At 64.6% G+C, this 13,480-nt stretch carries 11 protein-coding genes; 5 read left to right on the forward strand and 6 right to left on the reverse strand.

Features of this window, described 5'->3' with window-relative positions; genetic code table 11:
- Window positions 1–17 precede the first annotated feature (17 nt).
- The 5 genes from FPZ08_RS15520 to FPZ08_RS15540 all read left to right on the forward strand — a co-directional run bounded on the left by FPZ08_RS15520 (window position 18) and on the right by FPZ08_RS15540 (window position 5,291).
- On the forward strand, window positions 18–1,397 hold the full coding sequence (locus FPZ08_RS15520; protein WP_146290840.1) for a murein hydrolase activator EnvC family protein: 1,380 nt from the start codon (window positions 18–20) through the stop codon (window positions 1,395–1,397).
- Window positions 1,398–1,404: 7 nt separating this feature from the next.
- A complete protein-coding gene (locus FPZ08_RS15525; protein WP_146290841.1) occupies window positions 1,405–2,829 on the forward strand; it encodes a S41 family peptidase in 1,425 nt (474 codons plus the stop codon).
- A gap of 96 nt (window positions 2,830–2,925) precedes the next feature.
- A complete protein-coding gene (locus FPZ08_RS15530; RefSeq protein WP_146290842.1) occupies window positions 2,926–4,053 on the forward strand; it encodes a divergent polysaccharide deacetylase family protein in 1,128 nt (375 codons plus the stop codon).
- Window positions 4,054–4,062: 9 nt separating this feature from the next.
- A complete protein-coding gene (locus FPZ08_RS15535; protein WP_146290843.1) occupies window positions 4,063–4,599 on the forward strand; it encodes an RNA pyrophosphohydrolase in 537 nt (178 codons plus the stop codon).
- 5 nt (window positions 4,600–4,604) lie between these two features.
- Window positions 4,605–5,291 (forward strand): aspartate/glutamate racemase family protein, encoded by a 687-nt coding sequence (locus FPZ08_RS15540; protein ID WP_146290844.1) that lies wholly within the window; start codon window positions 4,605–4,607, stop codon window positions 5,289–5,291.
- Between the two features lies 1 nt (window position 5,292).
- On the opposite strand, the gene FPZ08_RS15545 is transcribed toward FPZ08_RS15540, so the two are convergent.
- The 6 genes from FPZ08_RS15545 to FPZ08_RS15570 all read right to left on the reverse strand — a co-directional run bounded on the left by FPZ08_RS15545 (window position 5,293) and on the right by FPZ08_RS15570 (window position 13,234).
- Entirely contained in the window at window positions 5,293–7,452 is a 2,160-nt protein-coding gene (locus tag FPZ08_RS15545; RefSeq protein WP_146290845.1) for a methyl-accepting chemotaxis protein, read from the reverse strand.
- Between the two features lie 827 nt (window positions 7,453–8,279).
- Window positions 8,280–8,702, reverse strand: coding sequence for a F0F1 ATP synthase subunit epsilon (locus FPZ08_RS15550; RefSeq protein WP_146290846.1), 423 nt, complete (start codon window positions 8,700–8,702; stop codon window positions 8,280–8,282).
- 86 nt (window positions 8,703–8,788) lie between these two features.
- Window positions 8,789–10,228 carry a F0F1 ATP synthase subunit beta gene (gene atpD / locus FPZ08_RS15555; protein WP_056233290.1) on the reverse strand — a complete coding sequence of 480 codons (1,440 nt, stop codon included), beginning with the start codon at window positions 10,226–10,228 and terminating at the stop codon, window positions 8,789–8,791.
- Window positions 10,229–10,243: 15 nt separating this feature from the next.
- Window positions 10,244–11,131 carry a F0F1 ATP synthase subunit gamma gene (locus FPZ08_RS15560; protein ID WP_146290847.1) on the reverse strand — a complete coding sequence of 296 codons (888 nt, stop codon included), beginning with the start codon at window positions 11,129–11,131 and terminating at the stop codon, window positions 10,244–10,246.
- 24 nt (window positions 11,132–11,155) lie between these two features.
- Window positions 11,156–12,691 (reverse strand): F0F1 ATP synthase subunit alpha, encoded by a 1,536-nt coding sequence (gene atpA / locus FPZ08_RS15565; RefSeq protein ID WP_056256416.1) that lies wholly within the window; start codon window positions 12,689–12,691, stop codon window positions 11,156–11,158.
- A complete protein-coding gene (locus tag FPZ08_RS15570) occupies window positions 12,692–13,234 on the reverse strand; it encodes a F0F1 ATP synthase subunit delta (RefSeq protein WP_246132680.1) in 543 nt (180 codons plus the stop codon). It abuts the gene before it with no gap.
- Between the last annotated feature and the right edge of the window lie 246 nt (window positions 13,235–13,480).

Consider the following 13,480-nt stretch of genomic DNA (forward strand, 5'->3'; position numbering starts at 1 on the left):
CGCCTGCTGGAGACGTCATGGCGCTGAGGCCGGGCAAAAGACTGACAATCCTGCTGGCTGGCCTGCTGCTGGCCGGCGCGGCAAACCTGCCTCTGCTCGCCCAGACCGAGCCCCCGGCCACGCCCGCCGAAGCGGGGCCGGCTGCAACGCCCGCTCCAGCCACGGAAGCGCCCGCCGAGCCTGCGGCAACCGAAACACCTGCCGGACCCGTCGTGCCCACGCCGGCCGATCTCGAAGAGATCGAAGCGTCGCTGACGCTCAGCCAGGAGCGCATCGAGGAGCTCAAGGCGGAAATCGCCGAGATGGAAGGCGACCGCACGCGGCAGAATGCAGCGCTCATCGCCGCCGCCCAGCGTGTCAGCCTGGCCGAAATCGAAGTCGCCGATGTCGAGCAGCGCCTGTCGGACCTCATCGTCAACGAGTTTGAAGTGCGCGGACGGCTCGACGGCTCCAATGCCGAAATCGCCAATGTGCTGGCGGCGCTGGAACGCATCACCCTCAACCCGCCGCCGGCCCTGATCGTCGACCCCGACGACGCGCTGGGTTCGGCCCGCAGCGCCATTCTCATAGCCGCCATCGTGCCGCAACTGCGCGCCAAGGCCGATGCGGTGACAGCGGACCTCAAGGCGCTGACCGACATCAAGCTGCAGGCCCTGGAAGAAGAGGCGACGCTCAAGGCCAATTACGCGGTGCTGGAAGAAGAGCGGCTGCGCATCGCCACGCTGATCGCCGCCCGCAAGCAAGGCATCGAAGTGCGCAGCGATGAGCTGGCCGCCGAGGAAGCCGAGGCCGTCGCCCTCGCCGCCCGCGCCACGACGCTGCAGGAATTGATCGGCAGCCTGTCGGAACGGGCCAGCTCGGTTTCCACGGCCACCCCGGCCGCCGATCCGGATGCGCCCCTGCTGACGCCCGAACAGGTGCGGGTCGCGCTGGCCAATTCCGCCCGCACCGAGCCCGCCCTTCCCTTTGCAGCCGTCCGCGGCTACCTGACCATGCCGACCAATGGCGTCAACGTGCTCGATTATGGCGCCGGTGATGGCTTCGGCGGCATCAGCCACGGCATATCCGTGGTCACCCGTGCCGAAGCCCAGGTGGTGGCGCCATCCGACGGCTGGGTGCTTTATAAGGGCCCCTACCTCAATTATGGCCAGATCGTCATTCTCAATACGGGGCAGAACTACACCGCCCTGCTTGCAGGCCTTGAAACCGTGACTGTCGATATCGGCCAATTCGTGCAGATGGGTATGCCGCTTGGCACCATGGGATCACGCACAATTGGGCGCTCGATAACCACCAATGCTGGCGCCGCCCAGCCGACCCTCTATATTGAACTCCGTCATAACAACGAGCCCGTCGATCCGACCGGATGGTGGGCAAACCCGACACAGAGTGGATAGAACCCTCATGCGCCTGACCTCCCTTCGCGTTGCCGCCATCATTCTGGCGCTGTCGCTGCCTGCCGGCCTGCTGGTCGCCCAGGAAACGCCGGTGCCTGCCCCTACCGAGGAGCAGACCCCGCCTGCCGAACCGGCACCCAGCGGCGAGCAGCCCGAACCCACGCCGGAGGAGAATGCCGCGGCGCCGCGTGACCCGCTGGAGATCTATGCGGACCTCAATCTGTTCGGCGAAATCTTCGATCGCATCCGCGCCGAATATGTCGATCCGCCGGATGAAAAGGAGCTGATTCGCGCCGCCATCCAGGGCATGCTGACCTCGCTCGACCCGCATTCAGGCTATCTGCCCCCGGCAGACTATGACGATATGCGCGAGGATACCTCGGGCGAATTCGGTGGTCTGGGGATCGAAGTCACCATGGAAGAGGGCATCGTCAAGGTGGTGTCGCCCATCGACGATACACCCGCCGCCAAGGCTGGCATCATGGCCAACGACCTCATTATCGAGATCGACGGCGTGCAGGTGCAGGGCCTGACCCTGGACGAAGCCGTGGCCAAGATGCGGGGACCGATCGGCAGCTCGATCAAGATCACCGTGTTCCGCGAAGGCGTAACCGACCCGCTCGAATTCGAGCTGACCCGCGCCGTCATCGCCATGCGCGCCGTGCGCTGGAGCATGGAAGGCGGCGAGACCGAAGGTGAGGGCGACGTGGCCGTGCTGCGGCTCAGCCGCTTCTCCGAGCAGGCCTTTGTCGGCATCGAAAAGGCCATCAAGGACATCTATGCCGAGCGTGACGGCGTGGCGCCCAAGGGCATCATCCTCGACCTGCGCAACAATCCGGGCGGACTGGTCGACCAGTCGGTCTATGTCGCCGACGCCTTCCTCAAGCAGGGTGCGGTGGTGCTGACGCGCGGCCGTATTCCCGAGGAAAGCGCCCGCTATGACGCCCAGCCCGATGCGCTCGACGCCATGATAGCCGACGTGCCGCTGGTGGTGCTGATCAACGGCGGCTCGGCTTCCGCTGCCGAGATCGTCGCCGGCGCCTTGCAGGACCACAAGCGCGCCACGCTGGTCGGCACGCGCAGCTTCGGCAAGGGCAGCGTGCAGTCGATCATCTCGCTGGGGCCGGATGGCGCCATGCGGCTGACCACGGCCCGCTACTACACGCCCAACAATCGCTCGATCCAGGCTCTGGGCATCACCCCCGACATCGAGATCAAGCAGGTCGTGCCCGAGGAATTCCAGGGCCGCGACGAGATCATCGGCGAAGCGGGGCTGGCCGGCCACATCACCATCGAAGGCCAGGAAGAAACCAGCGTCGGCTCTTCGGTCTACGTTCCGGCCGAAAAGGCCGAGGACACCCAGCTGCAATATGCCATCCGCCTGATCGATGGCGGCGAGACCGATCCGGCTTTCCCGGCGGTGGCCGAATAACGGCGGGCGGACCGCTGTGCTATGAACCCTGTGGGGGCGAGGCGGCTGATTCGCTGCCTCGCCCCCACTGCTTTTGCATCGTGGAACCCATGATCGATGGCCAATGACCTGACGACGCCGCTGACCGGGCGCAAGCGCAAGTCCGGGTCCCAACGTCCGCATCTGCCGGTCGCGCGCACGCTGTTCGCCGTGCTGGCGCTCATTGCCGTTGCCTTCGTGCTGCGCCTGGTGCTGACCGACGATCCCAATGGCGGCCGCCCCAGCCAGGAAGTGGCCATCGCCTCGACACGCAACAGCAATGAAGTGGCCAACCAGGTCAGCACAGGCCCGGTCACCATCACCGCCGACCCCCAGCAATTTCCCGCCGGCAGCTCGATCACCAGCGTGCCATCGGGCACGTCCGATGCCGGCTCCATTGCCAGCCTGCCCGACATTTTCGGCGCCCTGCCCGAGCTCAGCGAGGAAACCGGCGCCGGCCCCATTCCGCGCATATCGACGACGGGGCAGACCCCGTTTGCCGCCTATGCCCGCCCGGTCGATCCGGCAACGACCAGCGGCATGGCCATGATCGCTGTTGTGGTCACGGGCCTGGGCATCAATGAGCAGGGCTCGCTCGACGCCATCGACCAACTGCCCGACGCGGTGACTTTGGCCTTTGCCCCCTATGGCAAGACGCTGACCACGACCGTGGCGGCGGCCCGCTCGGCCGGCCATGAAGTGCTGCTCGAAATCCCGCTCGAGCCGTTCGATTTTCCCCAGAACGACCCCGGTCCGCAGACGCTGCTGACCGGCGAGCCGCTGCGGGCCAATCTCGAAAAGCTGTTCTGGCTGATGGCGCGCTTCGGCGGCTATGTCGGTGTCATCAACAATATGGGCGCCCGCTTCACCGCCTCGGCCGCCGATTTCTCGCCCGTCATGGAAGAACTGGGAGCCCGCGGGCTCGGCTATCTCGATGACGGCTCGTCCAACCGCTCGCTGGCCAATCAGCTGGCCGGTGGCAACAAGGTGCCCTTCTCGCGCGCCGACCTGGTGATCGACAGCAATCCGTCGCGCCAGGCCATTCTCGCAGCGCTTGCCAGCCTTGAGACCAGGGCGTTGGAGAACGGCCAGGCAGTCGGTATTGTCAGCGCGCTGCCCATATCGGTCGCGGCCGTCACCGAATGGTCGCGCGAACTTGAAAGCAAGGGCATCGTGCTGGTACCGGCCAGCGCCCTGATGAAATAGAGTTTTGCCATGCCTGCCCGCCCCGACCGTCAATCCCTGCCCTATCGCGACTGCGTGGGCATTGCCGTCTTCAACCAGCAGGGCGATGTGTTCATCGGCCGGCGCAAGGCCGAAGGCGACCCCGAGCAGAGCGCCGAACTGGGCGCCCCCTGGCAGATGCCGCAAGGCGGCATCGACAAGGGCGAGGATCCGCTGAAAGCCGCCTTGCGCGAACTGCACGAGGAAACCAGCATCAGCGCCGTGAGCCTGCTGGCCGAGGCGCCGGAATGGATCTACTACGACCTGCCCGATGATGCGCTCGGCATCGCGCTCAAGGGCAAGTATCGCGGCCAGCGCCAGCGCTGGTTCGCCTTCGCCTTTACCGGCAAGGACGACGATATCGATGTCCTCAATCCCGGCGGCGGCAAGCATCCCGCCGAATTCGACGCCTGGCGCTGGGAGAAGCTGGGCCGCCTGCCCAGCCTGATCGTCCCGTTCAAGCGCGACGCCTATGACAAGGTGGTCGAGGCTTTCGCCGACATTCCCCGGCGCTTCAACCTCGGATAGGCGGCATGAAAACCATCGGCCTGATCGGCGGCATGAGCTGGGAATCCACTGCCCATTACTACCGCGCCATCAACCAGGATGTCGCTGCGCGGCTGGGCGGGCTGCATTCGGCGCCGCTCATCATCCACTCGGTGGACTTCGCACCCATTGCCGACATGCAGGCGGCGGGCGACTGGGATGGCGCGGGGCAGCAACTGGCGGAGATTGCCCGCAGCCTCGAGGCTGGTGGCGCCGAAGTCATTGGCCTCGCCACCAACACCATGCATATCGTGGCCGACCAGATCACCGACGCCATTACCGTTCCCTTCGTGCATATCGCCGATCCTACCAGCGATGCGCTGCTCGGGGATAAGTTCGAGACCGTTGGCCTGCTGGGAACGCGCTTCACCATGGAAATGGGCTTTTACCGCGACCGGCTGGCCCAGCGCGGGCTGACCGCGCTGATTCCCGAGGTCGACCGCACCAACCTCAACGGCATCATTTACGAGGAATTGTGCCGGGGCATCGTGCGCGAGGAATCGCGGCGCATCTACGTCAACGCCATCGAACGGCTGGCGGCGCGCGGGGCCGAGGCGGTGATCCTGGGCTGCACTGAGATCACCATGCTGATCGACGATTCGGTGAGCCCGCTGCCGGTCTATGACACGACCGAGCTGCATGCCAGGGCGCTGGTCAGCGCCGCCCTGAGCTGAGTCACGCGACCCGGCGTTGCGTCGCCGATGGCGTCTCCCCTTCCGCGATCACGAAGACATCCACGATGCCGTCCAGCGCCTGGGCCTGCGCCTCGGTCTGTTCGATAGCGGCATTGGTTTCTTCCACCAGAGCCGCATTGTGCTGGGTCATCTCGTCCAGCGTGCGCACGGCCATCGAGACCTCGTCGATCGCCACGGCCTGATCGCCGCTGGCCTTGGCGATGGCCTCCACCAGCGCGTTGTTCTGTTGCACGACCTCGGCCATTTCGGCCAAGCGTGTCGCGGCGTCGGAAACCAGTTGCGAACCGCCCCTGACCTCATTGGCCGACTGTTCGACCAATGCCTTGACCTCGGCCGAAGCGCTGGCGGCCGACTGCGCCAGCCGGCGCACTTCGACGGCAACCACGGCAAAGCCCTTGCCGGCATCGCCCGCCCGCGCCGCTTCGACCGAGGCATTCAGCGCCAAGAGGTTGGTCTGGAAGGCAATGTCGTCGATCATGCCGATAATGTTGGAAATCTTGCCCGAGCTCGTCGTGATGCGCTCCATGGCTTCATTGGCCTGGTCCATCACGGCGCCGCTTTCGGCGGCCGAGCGCGACACCGCGCCCGCCTTGCCGGCAGCATCCTGCGCCATTTTCGCATTGACCGCGACCGTACCGGCCAAGGTCTCCATGGCGGCGGCGGTCTCTTCGATCGTGGCCGCCTGACGGGTGGTGCGCTCGGACAGGTCATTGGCACCGGACAAGATTTCCCCGGTCGCGGCCTTGATCGAGCGCGAGGCGCCGCGCAACTGGCCGACCACTTCGGCGAAGCGGGTCACCGTGCCGTTGAGGGCATGACGCAGATCCTCGAATTCCGCCTGGAACCTCGTATCGATCAGGCCGGTCAGATTGCCATCGGCAAGCTGCTTGAGCCCGGCCTCCACGGCGGCTACCGCCTGCTCGCGCGCCGTGACGTCGGTGGCGAACTGCACAACCTTGTAGGCGACGCCATCGAGCCCCAGGATCGGGCTGAACGTGCTCTGAATCCAGACTTCGCGGCCGTCGCGCGTGCGACGGCGATATTCACCCGCCTTGAACTGGCCCGCGGCCAGGTCGAGCCAGAACTGGCGATAGTCGGGCGCAGCCGGATCGGCATCGAACAGGAAGAGCGCATTGGGCTGGCCCTGCATTTCGGCAAGTTCATAGCCGAACAGCTTGCGGAAATTCTCGTTGGCGGTCAGCACCTCGCCGGTGACGCTGAACTCGGCCACCATCTGCGACATGGAAATGGCATTGAGCTGGCCGGTATGGTCCGCCGCGGCTACCAGATGCCGGTTGGTTTCCTCGCCCAGCTCGGCGACGCGCTCGGCATTGGCGCGGAACACCTCCACCGCGCGCGCCATGGCACCGATCTCGTTGCGCCGCTCGGTATAGGGCACTTCGATATCCAGGCCGCCTTCGGCCACCGCGCTCATCACGCCGGAAAGCCGGGGAATGGGCCGGGTCAGGAGCCGCGACAGCAACAGCGCCAGCAGGCCGATAATCAGCAGCGCCCCGCCGCCCACAGCGACCAGCATGGTGAGATTCTGCCCCACCACCGCCTCGATCGGCGCACGCGCCACCGCCACCAGCAGCGCGCCGATGACGGTACCGTCGGCCATAGCAATGGGCTGGTAGAGCGTGAAATAACCAACGCCCTCGACGATCTCTTCGTCGCGCACCGCTTCATTGGCCATCATGGCTTCGAACAGCGGCGTGCCGGCGATGATGGGCGTATCGAGCCGGCGTTCCCCATCGGCTTTGACGAGGCTCGACGTTCCCACGACGAAGTCCGGACCGACCTCGGCATCATAGACATAGATGGCGGCATTCTGGCCGGCGACCCGGGCGATGGTGTCGATGACGTCATGGCTGCGGAAGCGCGGCATGGAGCGCATGGTCAGCGCTGCGACATTGCCGGCCTCGTCGGAAGCGATTTCGAGACTGGGCAGGTTGACCTGGAGAATCTCCGCCGTGATGCGCGTGGCGCTGGCCACTTCCTGTTCCGCATCGTGGCTGGCCGTATTGGTCAGGCTGATGAAGAGGCCCAGCAGGACCGCGCCGATGGCAATGGTGATGGAACAGACCGCCATGGCCGCAATGGCGAAGGTGAGGCGGATATTGCCGAGCAACGAACCCATTCTGTGTCTCCAATAGCCCTTCTGGGCCGACCGAGAAGCTCTTTCCCCGGAACAGAGAATGCGGCTGTTTCCTTAAGCGAGTATTGATGACGTGCATTTCTGATAGCCAGATCAAAGGCTTGCTCAAAGTTTGTGCAATCGATTGCAGTGGACGCGCCAAAGCGCCGCCTGTGATGCGGTTGTCGATAGACGGCGCATGCCAGGACTGGCAGCGAGCGGATCCCGAGACGGCTTTCGCCTCTGAGGAATTAAAATATGAGACGGAAGCCGTCTCGGGATGCCGGGACTTGCTCGGACGGCGCGATCGCAGACCCTAGCAGTTAGCCGTAGCACCCCGCCCAAACGCCTCGTCCGCTCGACCCGGAGCGGAGCGCGACCCCCACTCCCCCGGCTGGCTTCCGGACGCCCGTCGCTGCAGCGCCGCCCGTATCCCGGAAGATGGGGAGGATGATATGCGCGGTTTTGGCGAGGGGGATAAGATGGGTAAGTGGACACCTTGTCCTTTCCACCCACGGTCGCTTCCCCCGGACTTGATCCGGGGGTCTCTCGCCGCCTGTGCAGTGTGGAGAGTGACCCGCGGATCAAGTCCGCGGGAGGCGCCGGTGGGTTGGCTAGATGCTGCCAACCGTGGCTTTCTTTCCATCCCCGAGGTGATGCGGTGGGAGCGCGATACACCTTGCGGCTGTGGCGCGATCTCGAGATGGGTCCCGGCTCAAGGCCGGGATGACATCGGGGTGGGGTGGAATGGTGCCCCAGCCTGAAAAATCAAAGACCCGGCCATGACAGCAGTCATGACCGGGCCTGAAATCTTGCCTTGGCGAAATGTCCTAGTGGACGTGGCCCTGGTTGAGCTGGCCGGCTTCGATGGCCAGGTTCAGCAGCGCGCTGACCACTTCCTGGGCGTAGGACTTGTCTTCCGGCGTCGCGGCGGCGGCCAGTTCGGCCTCGGCCGCCTTGATCTGCGCAGCGAGGTCGGCATGGTCGAATTCAGCAACCGGCACCGAACGCTCGGCCAGGATGGTCAGGCCATCAGGCGAGACATCGGCAAAGCCGCCCTTGACGAAGAAGATCGAGTCCTGCCCGTTCTGGTTGACCGTGATGAAGCCGGGGCGCAGCGTCGTCATGAACGGCGCATGGTCGTCCATCACGGTGAAATAGCCCTCGGTGCCCGGAACGGTGACCGAGGTCACGACTTCCGACAGCACCAGCCGCTCGGGCGACACGATCTCGATCTTGAGGCCTTCAGCCATACTTTTGGTCCTTTGGCACTGGAGCCCGGAACGATATCCAGGCTCCACTACGAGATAGCACCCGGGCCGTGGCCCGGGCTATTGCATTAAGCAGCCTGGGCGGCCAGCTTCTGGGCCTTCTTGACGGCGTCTTCGATGGTGCCGACCATGTAGAAGGCAGCTTCGGGCAGGTGATCGTATTCGCCGGCCACCAGGCCCTTGAAGCCCTTGATCGTGTCTTCGAGCTGCACGAACACGCCCGGCGAGCCGGTGAACACTTCGGCCACGTCGAAGGGCTGGCTCATGAAGCGCTCGACCTTGCGGGCGCGGGCCACGGTCAGCTTGTCCTCTTCGGAAAGCTCGTCCATGCCCAGGATGGCGATGATGTCCTGCAGCGCCTTGTACTTCTGCAGCACTTCCTGCACGCGGCGGGCGACTTCGTAATGCTCCTGACCAACGGTCAGCGGGTCGAGAATGCGCGAGTTGGACGCCAGCGGATCCACGGCCGGGTAGATGCCCTTTTCCGAGATGGCGCGGTTCAGCACGGTCACGGCGTCGAAGTGGGCGAACGAGGTCGCCGGCGCCGGGTCGGTCAAATCGTCGGCCGGCACATACACGGCCTGCACCGAGGTGATCGAGCCCTTGTTGGTCGTGGTGATGCGTTCCTGCATCGCGCCCATGTCGGTCGCCAGCGTCGGCTGGTAACCCACGGCGGAGGGGATGCGGCCCAGCAGAGCCGACATTTCGGCGCCGGCCTGGGTGAAGCGGAAAATGTTGTCCACGAAGAACAGCACGTCCTGGCCCTGGTCGCGGAAGTTCTCGGCAACGGTCAGGCCGGTCAGCGCCACGCGGGCACGGGCACCGGGGGGCTCGTTCATCTGGCCGAACACCAGGGCGCATTTCGAGCCGGCGGCCGAGCCACCGTTTTCATGCGGGTCCTTGTTCACGCCCGATTCGATCATTTCGTGGTAGAGGTCGTTGCCTTCGCGGGTGCGTTCACCCACGCCGGCAAACACCGAATAACCACCATGCGCCTTGGCGACGTTGTTGATCAGTTCCTGGATCAGCACGGTCTTGCCCACGCCGGCGCCGCCCATCAGGCCGATTTTGCCGCCGCGTGCATAGGGAGCGATCAGATCCACCACCTTGATGCCGGTGACCAGAACCTGGCTTTCCGGGTTCTGCTCGGCAAAGGCCGGTGCATCCTGGTGGATTTCGCGCTTGGCTTCGCCCGAGATCGGACCGGCTTCGTCGATCGGCTCGCCGATGACGTTCATGATGCGGCCCAAAGTGGCTTCGCCGACCGGCACCGAGATGGCGCCGCCCAGGTCGATCACTTCGGCGCCGCGCACCAGACCTTCGGTCGTGTCCATGGCAATGGTGCGCACGGCGTTTTCGCCGAGATGCTGCGCCACTTCCAGCACCAGGCGCTGGCCATTATTGGTGGTTTCGAGAGCGTTCAGGATCGCGGGCAGGTGGCCGTCGAACGTGACGTCCACGACAGCACCGATGACCTGCGATACGCGACCGGCCTTTTTCTCTGCCATTTGTTTGTCCTTCGCTTAGAGCGCTTCCGCGCCCGAAATGATTTCGATGAGTTCTTTGGTGATCTGGGCCTGGCGCTGGCGGTTGTAGCTCAACTGCAGCTGGCCGATCATTTCGCCGGCATTCCGGGTCGCATTGTCCATGGCGGACATCTGCGCGCCATAGAACGAGGCGGAGTTTTCCAGCAGCGCCTTGAGGATCTGCACCGCGATATTGCGCGGCAGCAGGTCTTCGACAATGGCTTCTTCGCTCGGCTCGTATTCGTAGGGCACCGCCGCAACATCCGCCGCCGCTTCGCCCTCGGCCTTTTCCAGCTTGGCCGGAATCAGCTGCTGGGCCGTCGGCACCTGGCTGATCACGCTGCCGAACTTGGCGAAATAGAGCGTCGCCACGTCGAATTCGCCGGCATTGAACATCTCCAGCACCTTGTCCGCGACCTGCTGGGCCTGGGTGAACCCGACCTGCTTGATCTCGCGGAAATTGAAGGTGTCGACGATATTGCTCGGATACTGGCGGCGCAGGATATCGTGGCCCTTGCGGCCCACGGTGAGAATCTTGACCGTCTTGCCCTGGCTCAGCAGCTTGGCGGCATGTTCGCGCGCCAGCCGGGCGATCGAGGAGTTGAAACCGCCGGCCAGGCCGCGCTCGCCGGTGGCAACCACCAGCAGATGCACCTGGTCCTTGCCCGTACCGCCGAGCAGCACGGGGGCATTTTCCTGACCGTCATAGACCGCGCCGAGCGCGGCCAGCACCTTGCCCATGCGTTCGGCATAGGGGCGCGCCGCTTCGGCCGCTTCCTGGGCGCGACGGAGCTTGGCCGCCGCGACCATCTGCATGGCCTTGGTGATCTTCTGGGTCGATTTGACCGAGTCGATCCGGTTCTTGAGGTCCTTTAGCGAAGCCATGGGCTTGTCGCCTCCATGATGGCCTTAAGCCGCGTAGGTCTTCTTGATGTCGTCGAGGGCGGCCTTGAGCTTGGCCCGCGAGTCGTCGCTGAGCGCCTTTTCGGTGGCGATGGTCTTGAGCAGGTCGGCATGCTTGCCGCGCATGGCCGAGAGCACCGTCTTCTCGAAATCGGCAACCTTGTTGACCGGCAGCGAGTCGAGATAGCCGTTGGCACCGGCAAAGATCACCGCAACCTGTTCTTCCGTCTTGAGCGGGGAGAACTGGGGCTGCTTCAGCAGCTCGGTGAGACGGGCACCACGGTTCAGCAGGCGCTGGGTGGCGGCGTCGAGGTCCGAACCGAACTGGGCGAAGGCGGCCATTTCACGATACTGGCTCAGCTCACCCTTGAGCGAGCCGGCAACCTGCTTCATCGCCTTGACCTGGGCCGAGGAGCCCACGCGCGACACGGACAGACCGACGTTCACGGCGGGGCGGATGCCCTGGAAGAAGAGGTTGGTCTCGAGGAAGATCTGGCCGTCGGTGATCGAGATCACGTTGGTCGGAATATAGGCCGACACGTCGTTGGCCTGGGTCTCGATGACGGGGAGAGCCGTGAGCGAACCGAGACCGTGGTCTTCGTTGAGCTTGGCGGCACGCTCGAGCAGACGGGAATGGAGGTAGAACACGTCGCCCGGATAGGCTTCACGCCCGGGCGGACGACGCAGCAGCAGCGACATCTGGCGGTAGGCAACGGCCTGCTTGGTCAGATCGTCATAGGCGATCACGGCATGCATGCCATTGTCGCGGAAGAATTCGCCGATGGCGCAGCCGGTGAAGGGCGCGATGTACTGCAGCGGCGCCGGATCGGATGCGGTGGCAGCGATCACGACCGAATACTGCAGCGCGCCGGCTTCTTCGAGCTGGCGCACGAACTGGGCCACGGTCGAGCGCTTCTGGCCGATGGCGACGTAGATGCAGTAGAGCTTGTCGGTTTCCGACGCATTGGCGTCATGGGCCGGCTTCTGGTTGAGGAACGTGTCGAGAATGATCGCCGACTTGCCGGTCTGGCGGTCACCGATGATCAGCTCGCGCTGGCCACGGCCAATCGGGATCAGCGCGTCGATCGACTTGAGGCCGGTCGACATCGGCTCATGCACCGACTTGCGCGGCAGGATGCCCGGCGCCTTGACGTCGACGCGGCGGCGTTCGGTATGCTCGATCGGGCCCTTGCCATCGATCGGGTTGCCCAGGCCATCGACCACGCGGCCCAGCAGGCCCTTGCCGACGGGGGTGTCCACGATGGAACCGGTGCGCTTGACGACATCGCCTTCCTTGATGGCGCGGTCATTGCCGAAGATCACGACACCGACATTGTCGGTTTCGAGATTGAGGGCCATGCCCTTGACGCCGCCCGGGAACTCGACGAGCTCGCCGGCCTGCACATTGTCGAGGCCGTAGACGCGGGCGATACCGTCACCGACGGACAGCACCTGGCCGACTTCGGAAACCTGGGCTTCCTGGCCGAAATTCTTGATCTGGTCCTTGAGGATCGCAGAGATTTCCGCGGCTTTGATGTCCATTTATCCGACCTCTTTCATGGCGATCTTCATCGCGGTCAATTTCGTCTTGAGGGAAGAGTCGATCATCTGCGATCCGACCTTCACCTGAAGGCCGCCGATCAACGACGGGTCGACAAACTGGTTGAGCGTCACGGTCTTGCCGATCTTGCTCTTGAGGGTGGCAGCCAGCGACTTGACCTGCGCAGCGCTGAGCGGGCTGGCCGAGGTCACATCGGCGGTCATTTCGCCACGCGCCTGGGCGGCCAGCTCGCGGAAGCCCACGATGATGGCATCGAGCGCGAACAGGCGGCCGTTGCGGGCGATGAGCTTGAGGAAATTGGCGACCAGCGGATTGGTCTTGGACTTGCCGAGCAACGCATCGAGCGCCTTGGCCTTGTCGTCGGCAGCAATCACCGGCGAACGCAGGAAGCGCGCGAAATCGGCGCTTTCCCCGATCAGGCGGGACACGTCCGAAAGCGACGTTTCCACCGATGCCAACTGGTTCTCGCTCTCAGCGAGATCGAACAGCGCCGACGCATATGGCCGGGCGATCTGGGTAAGCACTGAATTCTGCGCTGCCAATGCCGCTACACCCTCTTGGTTGCCTGCCCGCTCCTCCGCCCTGTTTTCTCTGGGAAACCCGGGCGGTTGCCGACGTATAGTCTTGTCTGGGAAAGAGGCCGTCCGGAGACCCCTTCAAAGTCGCGCTCGCTCTAGCACAAGCCCCGCGCGGCTTGCAAGACATGCGGGCGCGATTCAAATGCGGCGAAAGTGTCGCAGGGGAGAGGCGTGTCGAGGACGACGCCCGGT

The organism is Devosia ginsengisoli, from assembly GCF_007859655.1.
GTDB lineage: Bacteria > Pseudomonadota > Alphaproteobacteria > Rhizobiales > Devosiaceae > Devosia > Devosia ginsengisoli.